Annotated in this window: 11 protein-coding genes; 1 reads left to right on the forward strand and 10 read right to left on the reverse strand. The window is 72.9% G+C overall.

The window, feature by feature from the left end; genetic code table 11:
- Positions 1 to 3 precede the first annotated feature (3 nt).
- The gene (locus tag V5P93_RS33690; protein WP_245931151.1) at positions 4 to 1,215 is read right to left on the reverse strand and encodes an MFS transporter; all 1,212 of its coding nucleotides are present in this window, start codon (positions 1,213 to 1,215) and stop codon (positions 4 to 6) included.
- A gap of 118 nt (positions 1,216 to 1,333) precedes the next feature.
- On the opposite strand from V5P93_RS33690, the gene V5P93_RS33695 reads away from it, so the two are divergent.
- The gene (locus V5P93_RS33695) at positions 1,334 to 7,927 is read left to right on the forward strand and encodes a glycohydrolase toxin TNT-related protein (protein ID WP_104478079.1); all 6,594 of its coding nucleotides are present in this window, start codon (positions 1,334 to 1,336) and stop codon (positions 7,925 to 7,927) included.
- A gap of 49 nt (positions 7,928 to 7,976) precedes the next feature.
- Here V5P93_RS33695 and V5P93_RS33700 read toward each other — a convergent pair whose 3' ends face one another.
- The 9 genes from V5P93_RS33700 to purN all read right to left on the reverse strand — a co-directional run bounded on the left by V5P93_RS33700 (position 7,977) and on the right by purN (position 20,615).
- Entirely contained in the window at positions 7,977 to 8,567 is a 591-nt protein-coding gene (locus V5P93_RS33700; RefSeq protein ID WP_104478078.1) for a pentapeptide repeat-containing protein, read from the reverse strand.
- A 12-nt stretch (positions 8,568 to 8,579) separates the two neighbouring features.
- A complete protein-coding gene (locus V5P93_RS33705; protein WP_181043362.1) occupies positions 8,580 to 8,999 on the reverse strand; it encodes a universal stress protein in 420 nt (139 codons plus the stop codon).
- Positions 9,000 to 9,419: 420 nt separating this feature from the next.
- Entirely contained in the window at positions 9,420 to 10,172 is a 753-nt protein-coding gene (locus V5P93_RS33710; RefSeq protein WP_104478076.1) for a transposase family protein, read from the reverse strand.
- A gap of 465 nt (positions 10,173 to 10,637) precedes the next feature.
- The gene (locus V5P93_RS33715) at positions 10,638 to 13,937 is read right to left on the reverse strand and encodes an error-prone DNA polymerase (protein ID WP_104478075.1); all 3,300 of its coding nucleotides are present in this window, start codon (positions 13,935 to 13,937) and stop codon (positions 10,638 to 10,640) included.
- A gap of 900 nt (positions 13,938 to 14,837) precedes the next feature.
- Positions 14,838 to 14,966, reverse strand: a complete 129-nt coding sequence (locus tag V5P93_RS33720) for a hypothetical protein (protein WP_281261647.1) — start codon at positions 14,964 to 14,966, stop codon at positions 14,838 to 14,840.
- Positions 14,966 to 16,507: a hypothetical protein gene (locus V5P93_RS33725; RefSeq protein ID WP_104478316.1), complete on the reverse strand. Its 1,542-nt coding sequence runs from the start codon at positions 16,505 to 16,507 to the stop codon at positions 14,966 to 14,968. The genes V5P93_RS33720 and V5P93_RS33725 overlap by 1 nt, the downstream gene beginning before the upstream one ends.
- A 23-nt stretch (positions 16,508 to 16,530) precedes the next feature.
- A complete protein-coding gene (locus tag V5P93_RS33730) occupies positions 16,531 to 17,442 on the reverse strand; it encodes a hypothetical protein (protein ID WP_104478074.1) in 912 nt (303 codons plus the stop codon).
- A gap of 975 nt (positions 17,443 to 18,417) precedes the next feature.
- Positions 18,418 to 19,989: a bifunctional phosphoribosylaminoimidazolecarboxamide formyltransferase/IMP cyclohydrolase gene (purH, locus tag V5P93_RS33735; protein ID WP_104478073.1), complete on the reverse strand. Its 1,572-nt coding sequence runs from the start codon at positions 19,987 to 19,989 to the stop codon at positions 18,418 to 18,420.
- Positions 19,986 to 20,615 carry a phosphoribosylglycinamide formyltransferase gene (purN, locus tag V5P93_RS33740; protein WP_104478072.1) on the reverse strand — a complete coding sequence of 210 codons (630 nt, stop codon included), beginning with the start codon at positions 20,613 to 20,615 and terminating at the stop codon, positions 19,986 to 19,988. Before purN ends, purH begins: the two co-directional genes overlap by 4 nt.
- Positions 20,616 to 20,635: the final 20 nt, after the last annotated feature.

The raw sequence follows: 20,635 nt of genomic DNA on the forward strand, positions 1-20,635 counted from the left end.
CCACTATCCGGTCGCGCGCACCCGCCCGGCCGGGTCCGGCACGGTCTGCGCGCACAGCGCGGCGGCCAGCGCGAACGCGGCGGAGGCGCCCGCCGCGGCGGCCGGGCCCACGTGGTCGAGCAGCCAGCCCGCGACCGGCAGCACCAGCGACCCGCCCAGGGTGGCGGCCATCATGACCCAGCCGAACACCTCCGACGCGCGGCCCTCGGGCGCCAGGTCGCCGACCCGGTTGTTGGCCGCGGCCAGTGCGGGCGCGACGGCCGCGCCACCCACCGCGAGGACGGCGCCGAGCAGCCAGACCGAGCCGTCCACCACCGGCGGCAGCACCACGACCAGGGCCAGGATGCCCACCGCCATCAGCAGGATCCGCCTGGTCAGCACGGGTGGCGCGGTCCGCGCCCCGGCGACGAGCCCCCCGACGGCCGAGCCGACGGACCAGACCGCGAGCAGCAGACCGGCGGCGGAGGCGGAGCCGAAGTCGCGGGCCCAGGCCACGATCGTCATGTCCAGGACGATCAGCGGGGCGATGAGGAACATGCAGGTCAGCAGCGCCGCGGGGATGCCGGGCAGGCGCAGGACCGACCCGGCGGCGGTGTCCGCGCGCGGCACCGGCGTGCGCAGCCCGGCCCGGTGAACCGCCACGGCGAACCCGGCGGTGCAGACCGGCGCGAGGAAACCGCAGGTCAGCATGCCCGCCAGCGGGTTGACCGCGGTGGCCACGGCGGCGATGAGGACCGGGCCGACGACCCACAGCAGTTCCTGCAGTGTGGCCTCGACCGCGTAGACGGACTGCCGGACTGCCGGGTCGGCGGCCAGTCGCGGGTAGCTCGCCCGGGCGATCTGCGTCACGGGCGGCTGGACCAGGCCCGCCGCGCAGGCGACGGCGGCGGCTACCGGCCAGAGGGTGGCGGGGAGGAGGGTTGGCAGGAAGGCTAGGAGCGTGATCCCCGTCGCGTAGGCCAGGGAGAGCGCGACGAGGAGCTTGACGGGGTCACCCGTGTCGGCGGACCGTCCACGGAGTGGCCCACCCACGGCGACACCCACGGTGTACAGACCACCCACGACACCGGAGGCGAGGTAGGAGTCGGTCCAGCCCGCGACCAGGAAGGTGATGGCCAGCGGGGTACCCGGCAGGTGCAGCCTGCCGAGCAGGGACCAGGTCAGCAGACCGGCGAGACCGCGGGTCGCGAGTAATTGGCGATAAGGACCCAGCACCCGGTCACTGTGCCCCACTTACCCGACCGGCTGATAACGATATGTCATCGTCGCAGGCAGACCGGCACCGATCGATCCACCGTATGCCGAAGGCATGCCATCAGGAGAAGATGTCACCGTGGCACTACCGACGCAGCTGAACCCGACCGAACAGGACGCCCTGGTCAAGCAGATCGGGCTGGCGCTGCTGCGGGCCGCCCCGGCGCGGTGGGCGTCCATCGTCGTCGAGTACCGGGCCCTCGGCCGCTACCTGGAGACCAGCGCCCGGGTGACGCTGGCGGACGAGACGACCGAGGACATCAAGGTGTCCTCGGACATCGCCATGCTCCTGAGCAGGCTGCGCGCGGGCATGTACCGGGAGGGGCGCGGGACCTGGTTCAACGCCCGCTACCTGCTGGAACAGCCGTCGGCGTACAACCTGGAATACGACCGCGACGAGCCGAAGTGGCTGAACCCGCCGCCGCTGCCCGCCTACACCGACGACCTGCGCGCCTTCCCCCGCGACGACGAGAACGTCCCGGAGTGGATGGTCCGCAGGATGGCCGCGCTGAAGCCGCCGTTCCGGGTCGCGCGCATCTTCGACGGCAAGGGCCCGTCGGGCCGCCCGATGATCAACCGGCCGCCGGTGGACGACCCGGAGGCGCTGCTGCGCTACCTGGACGAGGCGCCGCTGGCGCTGCCGAGCCGGGGGCTGGACACCGACCACCTCGACGACGAGGGTCGGCAGACGGTGCCGGTCGCGTTCCACACCGACGGGGCCTGGATCTGGCCCGCGGCGGTCAACTACTACCTGCGGGCGCACGGCGTGCCCCCGGAGCCCGACCTGGTGGAACACGTCCGGCGGGCCGGGTTCGCGCTCCCCGAGGTGGACGACCAGGCCAGAGCCAACGCGGCGGCGTTCCTCAACCGCGGACGGCCGATGCCGCCGCGGGTGAACGGCCACCCCCCGACCGGCCCGGGTCGCAACGGGTCGGCGGAGCCCGGTCTGGCGGGTTTCGCTCCCCGTCCGGGTGAATCGCCGGCCGACCAGGCTCGTGGTTTCGACGGTGCCGAAGCGGTCAACGGCCACCACCCGGAGGCAGCGCGTGGCGCTCGCCCGGGCGATTCGGTCGGGGAGCAGGACGGCAAGCCGGGTGGGTTCCGCAGTGGCCCCGGCGGCCCGGACGTGCCCCTGAACGGCTCCCCGGCCGGAGTGCGCGGCAGCGGCGGTTCTCGTGCGGGTGATTCGGCGCGGGACCAGGGCAACGGCGAGCCGGGTGGGTTCGGTGGCGGACCTGGCGGATTCGGCGGTCGTGAGGGCACTCGCGGTGGCGCCCGCACGGGCGAATCCACAGGCGACCAGGGCAACGGCGAGTTCGGCAACGGACCGGCAGGGTCCGGTATGCCCGAGGGCACTCGGGGCGCGGCAGGCGAGCACGGGTTCGGCGGCGGCGCCCGCACGGGCGGATCCGGCGGTGACCAGGGCAGCCGTGAGCCGGGTGGGTTCGGTGGCCCCGGAGAACACGTGGTCGGCGGCCGTGAGACGGCCCGCGGCGGCGCTCGCCCGGGCGGATCCGGCGGTGAGCCTGGCGGGTTCGGCAACGGACCTGCGGCCTTCGGCATCCCCGACAGCACCCGCGCAGACGGGGACCAGGGCAGCGAGGAGCCCGGTGGCCTTGAGGGCACCCGAGGCGCCACCGGAGAACCCGGGTTCGGCGGCCCGGAGGCGACCCGCCGCGGCACTCGTAGGGGTGAATCCCCGGGCGACCAGGGCGGCGACTTCGGCGGTCCGGAGGCCGGGCGGGTCGAGCCTCGTCCGGACGACTCGGCAGGCGAGCCCGGCAACGGCGGGTTCGGCGGTGCCGAGTCCGAAACCGCGCCGCACCGCCGTGGGTCGACCGGTGGTTCCCGCGAGTTCGGCGGTCCGGACACCGGGCGCGGAAGGTCTCGTTCGGGTGAATCCGAGCCGGGTGGCGACGGCGGTTCGTCGCCGAGGCTGCCCGATCCGCGCGCGTCCCAGCCGAAGGTCGGGGCGGGCCTGACGGCCCGAGCCGGTGAGGAAGTCCTCCCCGCGAGCCCGGCCGAGGCCCCGTGGCTGCCCGCCGAGGAGTCCGCCCCCGGCGCCGACGACCGCCCGACACCGGGCCCGATCGACATCGCCAGCGCTTTCGTGACGTCCGCCGAGCGCGTGGCCCCGAGCAAGACCGAGGCCAGCGCCTACGGCACCCCGTTCGACGCGTTCACCCCCGCGTCCGAGGCCGCGGCGCCGCCGTGGAGCCGGACGAGCCCATCGGAGCCGGGTGCGCGGGCGGACGAGACCAAGCCGTGGTCGCCGTTCGAGCCCGCGGTCCAGCCGGACAGCGCCGCCGCGGACCTCTGGACTCCGTCCGCCGCCCAGGCCGAGCCGGGTACCCGCAACGGCGCGGAGCCCGTGGCCGCCTCGCCGTGGTCGCCGTTCGAGCCGAGCACCCCGGTCGCCGACGGCACCACCGAGGACTCGTCGACCCGGGCACCGGCCGAGGTCACCCAGTCCCGCCACGCGACCACCGATGCCGCGGAGGAGTCGACGGAGGACAGTGCCGCGGTCGAGACCGACGACCGCGCCGAGTCCAGCACGTGGGCACCGGCCAAGCCCGAGACCGACCCGGCAACCGAGGCGCCGTCGAGCGACTTCAGCTCGGTGACCTGGGGAGCGTCCGACAAGCCCGGCCAGGACGCACCCGCCGCCGACCCGGCGGAGTCCCGCCACGCCTCCACTTGGGCGCCCGAGTCGGACACCCCCGACCAGGCCACGGGCGAGAGCACGCCGTGGTCTGCAGGCCAGCCGGGTGCGTGGGGCGCGTCCGGCAAGACCGCCGAGGCCGAGACCCCGTCGTGGGCGACCGCCAAGCCGTGGACCACCCAGCCGGACGCGCCGACCGCCGACAAGGCCTCGTGGGCCGGTACCGCATCGGAGCCGCTCCCGGCGCAGCCGAGCGACCAGCCCTCGAGCACCTGGGCACCGGAAGGCACCGCGGCCGAAACCGCCGCTCAGACGCCGCCCTGGGGGCTGTCCGACCAGCCGTCGACCACTTGGGCCGCCAACGGCACCCCGGCGCAAGCCCACCCGGAATCCGCCGGTCAAACACCGCCCTGGGCCACCGACCAGCCCGACTCACCGGCGAGCGGCCAAGCCTCGGCTACCTGGGCCACCAAGGCCGCGGCAGAGCCTGGCGCGGGGACCTCCGAACTCGCCGGCCAGGCACCGTCGTGGACCCCAGAGCAGCCCGGCGCACTGCCGAGCAGCCAAACGGCCTCCACCAGCACTCCGGCGCAGCCGGACTCGGGTGGCGCGGAACCCATCGGCCAGACACCGTCCTGGGCCACCGACCAGCCGGGCGCACTGCCCAGCAGCCAGACCTCCGACACCTGGGCCGCCAGCACTCCAGCGCAGCCGGACTCGGGTACCGCCGAGCCTGGCCGGGCACCGTCCTGGGAACCTGCCGAATCGCAGGCAGAACCCGACTCCGCCGACACCGCGGGCCAGGCACCGTCGTGGACTCCCGAGCGGCTTGGCGCAGGTCAGGCCTCGACTCCCTGGGGCACCAACGCCCCGGCGGAGCCGAACTCGGCGACCTCCGACGCCGCCGGTCAGGCATCGTCGTGGGCCCCGCAGCCGAGCAACCAGACTCCCGCTACCGACACCCAGGCACAGTCCGGAACCGCCGAGCCCGCCGACCAGGCACCGTCCTGGGCGCCAGCCGACTCACCAGCGGGCAACCAGCCTTGGGCGCCTGCACAGCCGGACTCGGCCACCGCCGCCCAGCCGCTGTCTTGGACGACCACCAGCACCCCGGACACGACTAGCTCCGACACTGCCGGTCAGGCCCCGTCGTGGTCTCCCGAGCAGCCGGACTCACTGACCGGCGACCAGACCGCGAGCACCTGGGCGACCACCAACGCCCCGGCTGGTTCCGACTCCACCAGCCAGGCGCCGCCGTGGACCCCCGAGCAGGTGCCCAGCGACCAGACCTCGGGCACCTGGGCAACCACCAACGCCGCAACGAGTCCCGACTCCACCGCCACCACCGACCAGGCACCGTCCTGGACCCCAGAACAGCCCGGCGCACTGCCCAGCGGCCAGACGTCGAGCACCTGGGCGACGGCCAGCGCCCCAGCAGGACCCGACTCGTCCGCCACCACCGATCAGGCACCGTCCTGGACACCTGAACAGCCCGATGCACTGCCCAGCGGCCAGACGTCGACTTGGGCACCGACCGAGGCCTCAGCAATACCTGACTCGTCCGGCGCCACCGGCCAGGCACCGTCTTGGTCCCCCGAGCAGCCAGGCGACCAGACCTCGACCGCGTGGGCCGGTGCCCCGGCCGAGTCGGACTCCGCGACCGCGCAAGCGTCCCACCGGGCACCTGCCGACTCCCCCTCGACCGACCAACCTTCTGCCACCTGGGCCACTACCGGCACCTCGACGCAGCAGGACTCGGCAGCCGCCGAAGCGGCAGGCCAGGCACCGTCCTGGGCCTCGCGGCCGGACTCACTGCCCGGCGATCAGACCGCGGCCGCTTCCGGCGCCGCGACCGAGCCGGACTCGGCGGCCTCCGACACCGCGGGCCGGGCACCGTCCTGGGCACCCGAGCAGCCGGGCGACCAGACCTCGACCACCTGGGCAACGACCAGCGCGGGAGCAGGCTCCTCCGACACCGCCGGTCAGGCGTCGTGGACACCTGAGCCGGACTCGCCCGCGGGCACCCTGGTCTCGGCAGCGACCCCTTGGGCCACCACCCAGCCGGACGCACCGGCCTCCACCTGGACGACTACCGGTCAGGCGGCTCCCTGGGCGACTCAGCCGGACGACCAGGCCCCAGCCACGCGCGCCACCATCGGCGCACCTGCTGAGCCCTCGGTCACCAACACACCGGCAGAGCCGCAGTCGACGACTGCCGACACGGTTCTCGGCGAAACCGCGCCTTGGGCAGCCCAGTCCGACGATCAGCCCTGGGCCACCACCAACACACCGGCAGAGCCGTCGCCCTCCAGCCAGACCGCGCCCTGGGCAGCCCAGCCGGACGCACCGTCCGGCGACCAGCCCGCTCGGACCGCCGAGGCGACCCCCAGCGCGAACGCTGACACCGGCCAGGCCACGTCGTGGGCAACGACCGACGCACCGGCCGTCACCGGCCAGGCCCCGACCACACGCGCGGCGGCCCCCGACCAGTCCGCGTCGAGCGACCGGACCACCGACACACCGGCCGAGTCGCGCACGACTTCCGAGGCCACGACCGCTTCGCCCGCACCGGATGCGGGCGAGCAGACCGCGGAGGTCCCGACTTCGCGGGCGCCGGTCGACGGTGGGCGGGCAGCGCGTCGGGCGGGCTCGCCGGAAAGCGCCGAGCCGAGTGCGGAGTCGACCGCGCCGTGGTCGCCCTTCGCCGATGACGACAAGGACGCGACCTCCCCGTGGGCGCCGAGCGAGGCGGCGGCGGCTCCGCAGACGCCTGCGACCACGGAGACCCCGGTTCAGGACTGGGCGGGTTCGCCTTGGGCTCCGGATTCCGCGACGCGCGACGAACACCCGAGTGAGTCCACTGTGGACAAACGAGGGCACGGCGAACTCGACGCCGACGAACCCGTCGAGCCCCGTCGAGGACGGCGGGCCCTGCACGCGGAGACCGCGCAGCCCACCGAGGGCGAGCCGCTGTGGCGGTTCGAGCAGCCCGCGGCGGAGCCGGGCGCATCCGGCAGCGCGCCGTGGGAGCGGGCGCCCAGCGTCGTCGCGGAGAGCGAGGTCCAGCCGCTGCGGGCGGCCGTCGGGGACTTCACGAACCGGGCGTCGAGCGCGCCCCCGCAACCGTCCACTCCGGACCGGCAGCCGCCCGCCGCGGCGTTGCCGTCGCAGAACTCGCCCGCCGAGATGGTGGAGCGCCTGCGGGTCCGGCTGACGGCGTTGGGGATTCCCGAGTCGCGGTACCGGATCGGCTCGCCTTCCGGTCCCGCGTGGACGATGGAGCAGACCGGTGAGGGTTGGCGCGTCGGGTGGTTCGACGAGCGGTTCGTCGCGCCCGCCGTGTTCGAGGACGTCGCCGACGCGTCGGCGTTCCTGATCGGCAAGCTGGTCCTCGACATCACGCCGCGCCCGCCGCGGGCCGAGCGCAGGCCGAGCCGGGACGAGCGGCCACGGCAGGCGGTCGACAACCTGTTCACCCCGCCGCGCCGCGCCGAGCCCGCGCCGACCGCGGTCGCGCCCGCGCCGGTGTTCGACGATGACGACGACGAGGTCGCCCAGCGGCCGCAGCCGCGGGCGCCGCGCAAGCCGGAGCCCGCGGCGTCGCGGTTGAACCGGACGGAGCCGACCTCGCGCAGGCCGCAGGACTGGCCCATCCAGCCCTGCGCGGGCGAGCCGCCGCTGACGTTGTTCCGCGGCAAGCAGTTGATGGAGCTGCCCCCGGGGACCGAAGTGGACCGGTTCGGCGATCCCACCGGCAACCTGACCTACGCGTCGGGCACGCCGTTCGAGCGGCGGTCGCTGGTGCCGGACTGGATCAACCGGCCCTACCGCGCGTACCGCGTGGTCAAGCCCACCCAGGCGTTGACCGGTGTCGCGATCCCGTGGTTCGACCAGCCCGGCGGCGGCGTCGCGTACCTGCTCAAGGCGTCGGTGGACGAGCTGGTGGCGAACGGGAACCTGGTGCCGCTGGACGACCGGCAGCCGCCCGGCCCGCCCAGGACCGGCCGCTGACCCGGTGGGGCCACTCGCGAGTGGCCCCACCGGTCCACTCGCGACTCAGTTAGCCGATGACCAGACCTTGGGCCGCCGCGAAGGAAAGGGCCAGGTCGACGTCGACCCGGGCGCCGCGGAGGTTCGCGGCCACCAAGCCGTTGGCGTCCAGGCGGGTGCCGCGCAGGTCGGTGCCGTCCAGCCGGGCGCCGTGCAGGCGGGCACCGGACAGGTCGGCTTCGCGCAGGTCGCACTCGCGCAGGTCGGCGTCGAGGAGGTTGGCCTCGCGGAGCCGCAGGCCGCGCAGGTCGGTCTTGCGCAGGGCGGCGCCCGCGAGGCTGACCAGGGTGAGGTCCGTGTCGGTGATGGTGATCGGCCGGAAGCGGACGTCGGTGAACGTCGACCCGATCAGCGAGCACCCCGTGAAGGTGCTGTCGGTGAGCGTGGCCCGGTCGAACGAGCACGTGCGGAACGCGGTGGTGGTGTGGCGGGACTCGCCGAGGTCGGCGCGGGTGAAGCGGCAGTCGATGAAGGTGCAGCCCGTGGTGGTCGCGGTGCGCAGGTCGGCGCCGCTGAAGTCGCAGTCGGTGAACGTGTGCTGGGCGAACTCCCGGCCGTGCAGGTCGGTTTCGCTGAAGTCCTCGTCGGTCGTCGTCTCCACCGGGCCAGCTTGTCACGGCACCACGACGACCGGCCGCGCGGCTTCGGCGATCAGGGACCGCGCCACCCGGCCGCCGTGGTGGGAGCGGCCGATGACGACGCAGTCGGCCGCCACCTCCTCGGCCACCGACTCCAACCCGCGCGCCGGGTCGCCGCGCAGGTGGACCACGTCCCACGGGACACCGATCGGGTCCAGGTAGCGGGTCGCGTCCAAGCGCAACTCGTCGACGTACGCGGCAGCGGCCTCCTGCGCGCCCGCGACGCTGACACCGGTCCAGTAGGCCGGGTTGGTGAGCGCCTCGACGAACACCAACACCAACCGCGCCTGCTCACGACGCGCAAGCCCCGTAGCCCAGGCGAAAGCGTTCATGGCGGACTGGCTGCCGTCGATCCCGACGACGACAACCGCCACCCCGTCCTTCGCACCCGGCACGCCCATGATGGTAGGCCGGACGACCTCAAATCCGCCTAACGCCAGCCAATCGCAACGAACACCCGAGCTCGACCGAGAGCCCAGGCCCGGCAGTCGTGCAAAAGCCTTGATGAAGCTCACCGGACCGGCTGGCCACGGCGGGCTTCGATCACCTCGACCACAAAGACCACGGCGACACGCGCAGACCGCCCGTGGCGGTTCCATATGCATCGGCCGCTAGTCCATGCCCCAGGCAAGATCGCGCTCAAGCCACGTTCAAGGTCGACAGAGGCAGCAGCGGAGCGACGCCCTCAGCGAGTTTCGTTGATCAATTTCCCCGAGCCCCGCGAGCACAGCCCCCGCCCTTCCCCTGGGGGACAGTCCTGCTCCAGTCTATCGGTGGTGGGGTTCGTTGGAAGAGTCGCGGAAATCCTGTGAGGCTTATTCAGCGGCGTAGAAATAGAGGCCGACAACTGCGGAGATGGCGTCTGCGAAAGTGTCGATGGGGCGCCGGTAGTCGGTGTGGAGAATCCGCCAGGTCTTGAGGCAGGCGATGGCGCGTTCGACCACGACACGGATGGAGTTGTGGTGCCGGTTGAACTCTTTTTCCCAGTCGGGCTGTTCACGGTTCCTGGGTTTTCTGATCGGGGTCAGAATGCCACTCCCGATATAGCCCTTGTCGCCGAGCCACGTGCTGGGGTCTCGGCCGTCGAGAATCCGTGAGGCTTTCAGGCCGACGATGTCGTTCCGGGCTCCCGGCATCGGATCGGACACCCATCTCAGGCGACCGTCCAGCGTGCACACGACCTGGACGTTGAAGCCGGTGGTCCGGTGTTTCCCGGAGAACAACTCCGGGCGGGAGGACCACGACCAGCATGGCAGCAGGGTTCCATCCACCATGTGGGAGCTGCGGTCGTCGAGATCGTCGGCTGTGGGAATGCGGTGTTCGAGGATGTCGGCCAACAGTGGCGTCACCGCGGCGATCGCCCGACTGATCGTCGACTGCGATACCTCAAAGGTTTCCGCCAACTCCGCTTGCACTCGATTTCGGCGCAAATACGCCAGCGTGACCACCACGGAGCGAGACAAACCCAGAACCGGCGGCCATCGGCGAACCGACTCCCCGGTCGCTTCGCCGATCAGGGCACATAATTCCTCGACACGGCCCCGAGTGAGGCCGGCGGTATGATACATGGAGGCGGTCCGTTTTCGAGCACTTGGTGTGGTAACTGAATTCTCTCAAACGGGCCGCCGCCTCTTACATCGGGGTAATCATCCCGGGGCGTGAATAAGCCTCTGTGGATGGGTGCCGAGGATGTGGATAAGTCGGCCGGACTTGAATTGACGGCGGCGCGGGCAGGCCGGGAATCGGGCAAGGAGGATCGGGTCTGCCTGGTGACGTCGTGTTCCAGTCGGGCGGCCCGGGAGTCGCGCAAGGCGACTCCGGCACCTGCCCGGCGAACCTCGGGTTCCAGCGGTCCGAGTCGAGCAGGCAACTGGGCCTGCCCGGCGAACCTCGGCACCCGAAACCAACCGGGTGCGGGGCAAGGCGATCCCGGCTCCAGCCGCGCAGCCAAAGTCGGCCATGAGCAAGGAGGCTCGGAGGACCGTTCGAGGAGACCCGGACTGTCTGGACGACAGGGCAGGAATCGCCCTGGGTCAGCGGAAGTCGCGGGACTTGGACGGGATTCGCATGGCCAGGTGTTGCAAGTGGTCGGCGTAGAGGCTGGTGACGCCGTCCGCGTTCTCCACGGTGCCGCGGATCAGCAGGGCCGCGCTCGCGCGCGCCACCTTCCGGTACCGCGCCCACAGGCCGGGCGAGCAGACCACGTTCACCATGCCGGTTTCGTCCTCGATGTTGAGGAACGTCACCCCACCCGCGGTCTGCGGCCGCTGCCGGTGGGTGACCGCACCCCCGAGCAGCACACGGGTCCCGTTCTTGACCTTCGGCAACTCCGCGGCGGTGACCGCACCAAGGGACGCAAGGTGATCACGGATGAACTGGGTCGGAAAGCTGGTCGGCGACATCCCCGTGGCCCAGACATCCGCAACGGCCAGTTCCAACTGGTCCATCTCGGGCAGCGCGGGAGCGTGGACGCCGACCGCGGTCCCGGGCAGGTGCCCGGGTGTCTCGGCGGCCACCGCCCCGGCCGCCCACAGCGCCTCCCGGCGGCGGCTGGTGAAGCAGTCGAACGCCCCGGCGGTGGCCAGGGCCTCCAGTTGCGGCCGGGTGAGGTCGACCCGACGCGCCAGGTCGACCATGTCGTGGAACGGGGTGCTTCCCCTGGCGGTCACGATCTCGGCCGCCAGGGTGTCGCCGATGGACCGCACGGACGCCAACCCGAGCCGCACCGCCGGGCCGTCGCCTTCCAGGTCGGGGTGTGCGGCGCTGGCGTTGACGTCCGGGCCGAGGATGGTGACGCCGTGGCGGCGGGCGTCGGCGATGAGGGACTGCGGTGAGTAGAAGCCCATCGGCTGGGCGCGCAGCAGGCCTGCGCAGAACGCGGCCGGGTGGTAGAGCTTGAACCACGCGCTGGCGAAGACCAGGTGGGCGAAGCTGAGGGCGTGGCTCTCCGGGAAGCCGAAGTTGGCGAAGGCCAGCAACTTCTCGTAGATCCGGCCCGCCAGTTCCGCCCCGATGCCGTGCCGGGCAGCGCCTTGGTGGAAGCGGTCGCGCAGGCGTTCCATGCGGCGGGTGGAGCGCTTGGCGCCCATGGCGCGGCGCAGTTCGTCGGCCTCGGTGGGGGTGAAGTCGGCGACGTCGACGGCCATCTGCATGAGCTGCTCCTGGAACAGCGGCACGCCCTTGGTCTTCTCCAGGGCGCCCTTGAGCAGGTCGTGCTCGTAGGTGACGTCCTCCTTGCCGTTCTTGCGGCGGATGTACGGGTGCACGGAGCCGCCCTGGATGGGGCCGGGCCGGATGAGGGCGACCTCCACGACCAGGTCGTAGAACTCCCGGGGCCGCAGCCGGGGCAGGGTCGCCATCTGCGCCCGGCTCTCCACTTGGAACACCCCGACCGAGTCGGCGCGGCACAGCATGTCGTAGACGGCCTTGTCGGCCAGGTCCAGCGCGCCGAGGTCGACGAGCTTGCCCTCGTGGTCGCGGACCATCTCGACCATGTACCGCAGCGCGGAGAGCATGCCGAGGCCGAGCAGGTCGAACTTGACCAGGCCGACGGCCGCGCAGTCGTCCTTGTCCCACTGCAGGACGGTGCGGTCGGCCATCCGGGCGGGCTCCACCGGGCAGACCTCGCTGACCGGGCGGTCGCAGATGACCATGCCGCCGGAGTGGATGCCCAGGTGGCGCGGGAAGTCCTCCAGCTGCCCGGCCAGCTCCAGGACGGCGGGCGGGACGTCGAGGTGGTTGTCGCCGACCGTGCCCGCCAGCGGCCCCCAGCGGTCGATCTGCTTGCTCCACGCGTCCTGCTGCCCCGGCGAGTAGCCCAGCGCCTTCGCCATGTCCCGCACGGTCGACTTGGCCCGGTAGGTGATGACGTTGGCGACCTGCGCGGCGTGGCGCCTGCCGTGCTTCTGGTAGACGTACTGGATGGCCTCCTCGCGGCGGTCGGACTCGATGTCGAGGTCGATGTCCGGCGGGCCGTCGCGGGCGGGGGCGAGGAACCGCTCGAAGAGCAGCTCCCAGCGCACGGCGTCGACGTTGGTGATGCCCAGGGCGTAGCAGACCGCCGAGTTGGCCGCCGAGCCCCGGCCCTGGCAGAGGATGCCGTTCTTCCGGCAGAACTCGACGATGTCCCACACCACGAGGAAGTAGCCGGGAAAGCCCAACTCCTCGATGACGGCCAGCTCGTGCGCGATCTGCGCGTGCGCCCGGGGCGCCTCGGCGGCCGAGCCGTACTTGCGGGCGGCGCCGGTGTAGACGAGTTCGCGCAGGTAGGTGGTTTCGGTGTGGCCGGGCTCGACGTCGAACGGCGGCAACTTGGGGGCGACGACTTCGAGGTCGAACGCGAGTCCCACGCCGAGCACGGCGGCGCGCTGCACGGACCCGGGGTAGCGGGCGAACCGCAGGTGCATCTCGGCGCCGGTGCGCAGGTGCGCGGTGGGGGCGGGCGGCAGCCACCCGGCGAGGTCGTCGAGGCTGCGCCGGGCGCGGACCGCGGCCATCGCGGCGGCCAGGTGACCGCGGCCGGGGTGGGCGTAGTGCACGGCGTTGGTGGCGACGGTGGGAAGCCCGAGGTCGGTGGCCATTTTGTGGAGGAGGTCGTTGCGGGTGGTGTCGTCGGGGAAGCCGTGGTCGACCAGCTCGACGAAGACGCGGTCTTTGCCGTAGGCGACGGTGAGCAACCTGAGCTGCTCGGCGGCGGCCGCCGGGCCACCGGCCGCGAGTGCCCGGCGGACGGCGCCTTTGCGGCAGCCGGTGAGGACGACGCAGTTGTCGCGGGTCTCCTCGACGACCTCCTGCAGGTCGTACGCGGGTTTGCCTTTCTCCTCGCCACGCAGGTGGGCGGAGGTGAGGACGCGGCAGAGGCGGTGGTAGCCCTCTTGGCCGTCGGCGAGGAGGAGAAGGTGTTCGCCCTCGGGGTCGGCCACACCGTTCTGGGGGGCGGTGAGACCGAGGCTGAGTTCGGTGCCGAAGATCGTCCGCATGCCGACTTCCCTGGCCGCCTCAGCGAAGCGGACGACCCCGTACATGCCGTCGTGGTCGGTGATGGCCAGGGCGTCGAGGCCGAGCAGGGCGGCGGCCTCGATCAGCTCCTCGGGGTGGCTAGCGCCGTCGAGGAAGCTGAAGTTGGTGTGGCAGTGCAGTTCCGCGTAGGGGACGCGGTCGTCGCCGTCGGCTTTGTCGGTGACACCGGAGGACTGGGCGCCCGCTGGGGCGAGGTACCGCTCCCGGTGCCGGGTCCAGGCCGGGCTGTCCCCACCGTCACCGGTCTCGGGCGCGCGACCGGAGAGGATCCGCTCCAACTCCGACCACCGCACCGGCGGGTTGTTCCACCCCATGTCGAACGACCTCCGGGTTGACTCGGCTCACCGAGTTGGTGCGGGCGGATGGCGGCGGACCCGGGTTCGGGACTCCACCGCGGTGGAGCCGTTCAGGGAAACCGCCGTCGAGTGGCCGCGTAGCCGGGTGGGCGAGTGGCGGGCAGAACCTCCGGGTGCGACAGGACTTGGGCTGGTATCGGGTCTGGGGAATCGCGGCAGGACCAGCAACCTCCGCACGACCGGCGGACGATCGGCTGGGCGAGGAAACCCGGAAGCGGCAGGGCAGACCGAAGCAAGGTGCCCGCGCGGCGCCGGAATTCGGTTGGCGGGTCAAAGCTCCGACTCGGCTTCGGATCCGGTTGGCACGGCTGGGGTCGAGCCGGACCTGGCTTGGTCGGCCCACCGAATCGGGTCGAGTCGGCTCAGGCGGATCGGGGCGGACTCGATCAGATCCGCGCGCGGTCCGAGTCCGCCCCCGATCAACTCAAGCCGGGCGGACTTCGATCCGGGCAGGTCGACCGGATCCGGGTCGGAGTCGGGCCGGGACCGGATCCGCTCGATTCGGCCCCGACTCGGACTGGACCAACGCTCGCCAGGCAGGGATCGACCCTGGGTGAGTCGGACTTGCCTTGGACGGGCCCGGATCCAACTCGGGCTTGGGCGGGCTCCCGTGATTCGAACCGGCTCAGGCTGAGACCACCCCACCGGATCGGCTCGACCCCGGTCGAGCAGGCTTGCGACGTGGGCTGGATCGGCTCGGGTCCGGATCCGGTCCTGGCTCAGGGTTCCGGCTCGATTCAGGCTCAGGCCCAGCGGTTCGGCTCCGGAGCGACGGCTTCGACTCAGGTCCGGATCCGTCCGGCTCGACCCGAGTCCGGGCTTGGTCCAGTCCAAGGCCGGTGTGGGCCCGGAGTGCGGTCAGGGGTTGGGGTCGGGGGTTCGGGGGTGGTGGTTCTCCGGGGAGCGGCGGGGTTCCGGGATGAGGGCCGCGAGGTCGATCAGGTCCGGGAGGTCGACGGGGACGTGGCGGTCTTCGTGGGGGAGCATCAGTCGTATATTCCTTCTACAGACCATTTCTCGTTTTCGCGGACCAGGAGCAGGGCGCCCTGTCCGTCCTCTTCGGACCTTTCCGCCAGCAGGACCTGCAGCCGGGCTCGTCGGTGGGCGGTTTTCGGGTCCCACCAGCGTTCGTCGGCGGGCCAGGGGCCTGCCCAGGCGATGACGCGGTGGGTGGTGCCGTCGGGGGTTCGCACCTCGTCGGGGTTGGCGGTGAGGGCGAAGCGGCCGGTGACGCCGACCTCTTGGCCGTTGCGGTCGGTGACCGAGACCTGGACCGGGATGGCGGGGACGGTCGCCGGGGAGGGCGTGGGTAATCGGCCCGGCCACGGGGGTTCCGGGGCCTCCGGCTCCGGTCTCTCCTCCCCCCACGGCGTGAGCGTGACGCGGTCCGCCGGGGACCGGCCGCCGCCAACGGTGGGGGTTACCACGGCTTCCGGGCCGAGGAGTCCCTGGACGTGGACCATGGCGCGGCCCGCGCGTTCGGCGCCCTCGTCGTGGCCGCCCTGCCACAGGCCCAGTTGCAGGGCGTGGCCGTCGACGACCTCCTCCGGCTCCAACCGCAGCAGGGTGATGCCGGAGGTGGGGCGGTGGGGGCCGCGCAACCAGCCGTCGAGTTGCCAGCGGACGCGGTCGGCGATGCCCGACGGGGTCAGCGGGTCCGCGCAGCGCCACAGGCGCAGGAGTTCCTCGCCGGTGCCGGTGGCCGCGTGGATGGCCAGGCGGGTGCAGGCCAGACCGTGGGTGGCCAGGTGGTCGTGCAGCCGCTCGCCGAGGGTGCGGGCGGCGAAAGCTGCGGCGTCGACGCGGTCGATCGGCGGGTCGGGGACGTGCGAGACCGACAGGTCGACCGGGGGCCGCCTGCGCGACGGCGGGCGCTGCTCCAGGCCGCGGGCCAGCCGGTGGGCGTAGCCCGCGTCGGCGCCGAAGCGGGACGCGACGTCCGCCGGTTCGAGCGCGGCGAAGGCGCCGAGGGTGCGCAAACCCAGTCGGCGCAACAGGTCGACCAGTTCGGCCCGGTCCGGCAGCTCGTGCACGCCCAGCGGGGCCAGGAACTCCGCGCTGCCGCCCGGCGGGACGACGAGGCCGCGGTACGCGGCGAGGGTGGCGGCGAAGAGCCCGTCGGCGATGCCGACCTGCGATTCGGCGCCGGTGCGGGCCGCCACCTGGTCGATCAACCGCTCGGCGGCCGCCGCCTCCGAGCCGAAGTAGCCCGACGGGCCCTTGGCGGGCACGGCGACCACCCCCGCGCGGACGACCTCCACCCCCACGGCCAGCTCCTCGACCGCGGCGGCGACCGGTTCGAACACCCGGGCGTCGCGGTCGGCGTCGGCGGGCAGCACCGCGAGGTCGGGGCAGCGCTGCTGGGCCTCGCGGCGGCGCATGTCGCGCCGCACGCCCTCACCCCTGGCGAAGGCGTTGACCGCGACCACGCGATTCGCCGCGACCACCGCGGCCGGCGCGTCGACGGCGAGCCCCGCGGCGGCGCCCGCGGCCACTACGGGCCAGTCGGGGCACCAGAGGACGAGCAGTCTGGTCACGGCTTTCTCCGAGGTCAGGATGGGTGCGCACGGCGCTGTTCGCTGTCGTTTTCGAACATATGTTCAGTCTGTTCGACAGTCAAGGGCCCACTACCCTGGAGGGTGAACGGGAGCCGGGCGGGGCGAGCGGCGGCGCCCCGGCCGCGGGTGCGGACCTCGGCCTGGTGAGCACGCAGATGGCCGAATCCGTCGCCGAGCCCGGCCCAGCGGCCGCGGGCGGCTGTGAGTTCCACCTCCGCGCCCGGCCAAGCGCCGAACGCGACGAGCGCGGCGCCCCGGTTGCGCGCCCGCGCGGACAGCCTGCGGGCCAGGGACTCGCCGATCCGGCCCGCGGCCACGGCGACCACGTCGAACCCGTCCATCAGCGCGGCGACGACCTTGGCGACCTCCGGCCCCGGCTCGGGCACCAGGGCCAGCCGGTCGACGTCGACCCCCATCTCGGCGGCGGCGGCGAGACCCAGGTCGGGCAGGCCGACGACAGCGGCCCACGCGCCCGCCGCGCTGGGGCCGGCGAGCAGGTTCAGCAGGAGGGAGGTGTTGCCGCGCACCGAAACCGTGCCGCCGCGGCGGAGTCCGCCCCAGGGGAACGCCGCGGTCAGGCCGGGGTGCACGGGCAGCAGGCTCGGGCCGGTGTTCCCGGTTGTCCGGAACTCTTCGGAGAAGGCGGCTCGGGCGCCGATGAGCGCGGGTTCCCGTTGCAGGACAACGGGTTCTTCGACGGCGGGGAGCCAGGATGCCGCGTGCGCGGGGAAGTCGACTTCCAGGGCGGCGGCGAGGGCCAGGTTCTCGGCGAGGGAGACGGCGTGCTCAGGCCGCGCGTCGGCCCGGCGCGGGCAGACCGCGCGCAAGGGGCGCCTGCGAGCGGGGACGCGGTCGCCGCCCGCTTCCGAGTACTTCCCCGCGCCGGGAGCGGGCAGCGACCACACCGCACTACCTCCCTGGACGCTCGCGCGTACCGCTCAATACGCGCTGGCAACCGCGGGGAGGCGGCGGCCGGGGAACGAACGGCCTCGACTCCGACCGCACCCCTGGGTATTGCATCGAACGTCTGTTCGACATGAGCGAGACTACCCCACGCCCGGCGCGGCGACAAGCCAAAGAGGACAGGTTTGAGAAATGGCCCTGCGACAAGGGAAAGGCCGGTTCGAGTCGAGCGAGTCGGGCGCAGCCGCGATCGCGGAACACGGCGGGCCAGGCGTCGACATCTCGCCCGGACGAGAAGGGGATGCGCCAGGCGGAAGGGTGGGTGCGCCACGGCGGAGATGATCAAAGCGTGCCTCCGCCCCCGGTATCCATTCTACCGGCGCGCACCGACGGTTTCGGGTGAAGATGATCAAGCCTGTGGACAACTCGGGGAGCGGCGCGCGCGGCGGGGTGGCGGTGCCAAGAGGGGCTAGGCGGCAGACAGACAGGCTGAGCAAGGTGGGCAGGAGCAGGCAGAACAGACGAGACGGAGCGGGACGAGGCAGCGAGGCAGCGAGGCAGCGAGGCAGCGAGGCAGCGAGGCAGCGAGGCAGCGAGGCAGCGAGGCAGCGAGGCAGCGAGGCAGCGAGGCAGCGAGGCAGCGAGGCAGCGAGGCAGCGAGGCAGCGAGGCAGCGAGGCAGCGAGGCAGCGAGGCAGCGAGGCAGCGAGGCAGCGAGGCAGCGAGGCAGCGAGGCAGCGAGGCAGCGAGGCAGCGAGGCAGCGAGGCAGCGAGGCAGCGAGGCAGCGAGGCAGCGAGGCAGCGAGGCAGCGAGGCAGCGAGGCAGCGAGGCAGCGAGGCAGCGAGGCAGCGAGGCAGCGAGGCAGCGAGGCAGCGAGGCAGCGAGGCAGCGAGGCAGCGAGGCAGCGAGGTCAGGCAAGCACACGGGCCCGCGGTCTGGTGACCGCGGGCCCGTGTCGCTGTTCGGAGCTGTTCGGCTCAGTGGGCGAAGTGCCGGGTGCCCGTGAGGTAGAGGGAGATGCCCGCGGCCTCCGCCGCGGCGATCACCTTCGCGTCACCCACCGAACCACCGGGGTGCACGATCGCCTTCACCCCCGCCTCCGCGAGGACCTCCAGGCCGTCCGGGAACGGGAAGAAGGCGTCCGACGCGGCGACGGCGCCCTTGACGCGGTCCCCGCCCCGAGCGACCGCCAGCCGCGAGGAGTCCACGCGGTTGACCTGGCCCATGCCGACGCCGATGGTGGCGCCGCCGCTGGCGATGAGGATGGCGTTGGACTTGACCGCGCGGATCGCGCGCCAGGCGAAGGTCAGGTCGGCCAGGGTGGCCTCGTCCACGGCCGGGCCGGTGGCCAGGGTCCAGTTGGCCGGGTCGTCACCCTCGGCGGAGATGGTGTCGGCCGTTTGCAGCAGCAGGCCGCCCGACACCGGGCGCAACTCCACGCCGCCGCGCTGGGGCGGCTCGGCGACCAGGATGCGGACGTTCTTCTTGCGCGCCAGCACCTCCACCGCCCCGTCGGCGTACGACGGCGCGATGACGACCTCGGTGAAGATCTCCGCGATCTGCTCGGCCAGCACCACGCTGACCTCGCGGTTGGCCGCGATCACGCCGCCGAAGGCGCTCAGCGAGTCGCACGCGTGCGCCAGCCGGTGCGCCTCCGCGATGTCCACATCGGACACCGCGATACCGCACGGGTTGGCGTGCTTGATGATCGCCACGCAGGCCGCGGTGTGGTCGTGCGCGGCCCGCCACGCGGCGTCCGCGTCGACGTAGTTGTTGTACGACATCTCCTTGCCGTGCAACTGCTTCGCCGTCGCCAGCCCGGACGTGCCGTCACCCCGCACGTACAGCGCCGCCTTCTGGTGCGGGTTCTCCCCGTACCGCAGCACGTTCTCGCGCTCCCAGGTCGCGCCGACCCAGCCGGGGAAGCCGGAGCCCTCGTCGTCCGGCGCCAGCGCGTTGCCGATCCAGGACGCCACCGCCACGTCGTAGCTCGCGGTGTGCCGGTACGCCGCCGCCGCCAGCAGCTGCCGGTCGGCCAGGGTGAACCCGCCCGCCGCCACCTGCTCCAGCAGCCAGCCGTACCGCGACGGCTCGACCACCACGGCCACGCTGGCGTGGTTCTTCGCCGCCGCGCGCACCATCGCCGGGCCGCCGATGTCGATCTGCTCGACGCACTCGTCCGGCGAGGCGCCCGAGGCCACCGTCTTGACGAACGGGTACAGGTTGACCACCAGCAGGTCGAACGGCGCGATCTCCAACTGGTCGAGCTGCGCGACGTGCGCCGGGTCGCGCATGTCGGCCAGCAGCCCGGCGTGCACCCGCGGGTGCAGGGTCTTGACCCGGCCGCCCAGCGACTCGGGGAACCCGGTGACCTCCTCGACCGGCGTCACCGGCACCCCGGCGTCGGCGATGGTCTTCGCGGTGCCGCCGGTGGAGACGATCTCCACGCCTGCCGCGTGCAGGCCGGTGGCCAGCTCCAGCAGGCCGGTCTTGTCCGACACGCCGACCAGCGCGCGGCGGATCGGCCTGCGCTCAGCGGTTTCGGTCACGGGATGCTCACCTTTCGTCCGTCCACGGTGTAGCCGTCGCGGGACATCCTGGCCACCACGTCCACCAGCAGCCGCCGCTCCACCGCCTTGATGCGTTCGTGCAGCCCGGGTTCGTCGTCGCCGTCGATCACGGGGACCGCTTCCTGGGCGATGATCGGGCCGGAGTCGACGCCGCCGTCGACCAGGTGCACCGTGCTGCCGGTGACCTGGACGCCGTAAGCCAGCGCGTCGCGGACCGCGTGCGCGCCGGGGAACGACGGCAGCAGCGCGGGGTGGGTGTTGATCACCCGGCCGCCGAAGCGGTCGAGGAAGGCCGGGCCGAGGATCTTCATGAACCCGGCGGAGACCACCAGGTCGGGCTCGTGCGCGGCGACGGCGTCGGCCAGCGCGGCGTTCCAGGCGGCGCGGCCGGCGTGGTCGCGGACCCGGACGGTGAAGCCCGGTACGCCCGCGCGCTCGGCCCGGGCCAGTCCCTCGATGCCCGCGCGGTCCGCGCCGACGGCCACCACGCGCGCCGGGAAACCGGGGGCGGCGGCCTCGTCGAGCAGGGCCTGCAGCAGGGTGCCCGACCCCGAGACCAGGACGACGACCCTGGCAGGCGCGGCGGGCGGGTACTGGGCGCTCAGCGTGGACTCCTGCGACGGCC

Source organism: Actinokineospora auranticolor, assembly GCF_041897805.1.
GTDB lineage: Bacteria > Actinomycetota > Actinomycetes > Mycobacteriales > Pseudonocardiaceae > Actinokineospora > Actinokineospora auranticolor.

Coding starts and splice junctions, on each gene's coding strand:
- V5P93_RS33710 (WP_104478076.1), bottom strand. CDS start 10,172: ATGTATCATACCGCCGGCCTCACTCGGGGCCGTGTCGAGGAATTATGT.
- V5P93_RS33720 (WP_281261647.1), bottom strand. CDS start 14,966: ATGCTCCCCCACGAAGACCGCCACGTCCCCGTCGACCTCCCGGACCTG.
- V5P93_RS33715 (WP_104478075.1), bottom strand. CDS start 13,937: ATGGGGTGGAACAACCCGCCGGTGCGGTGGTCGGAGTTGGAGCGGATC.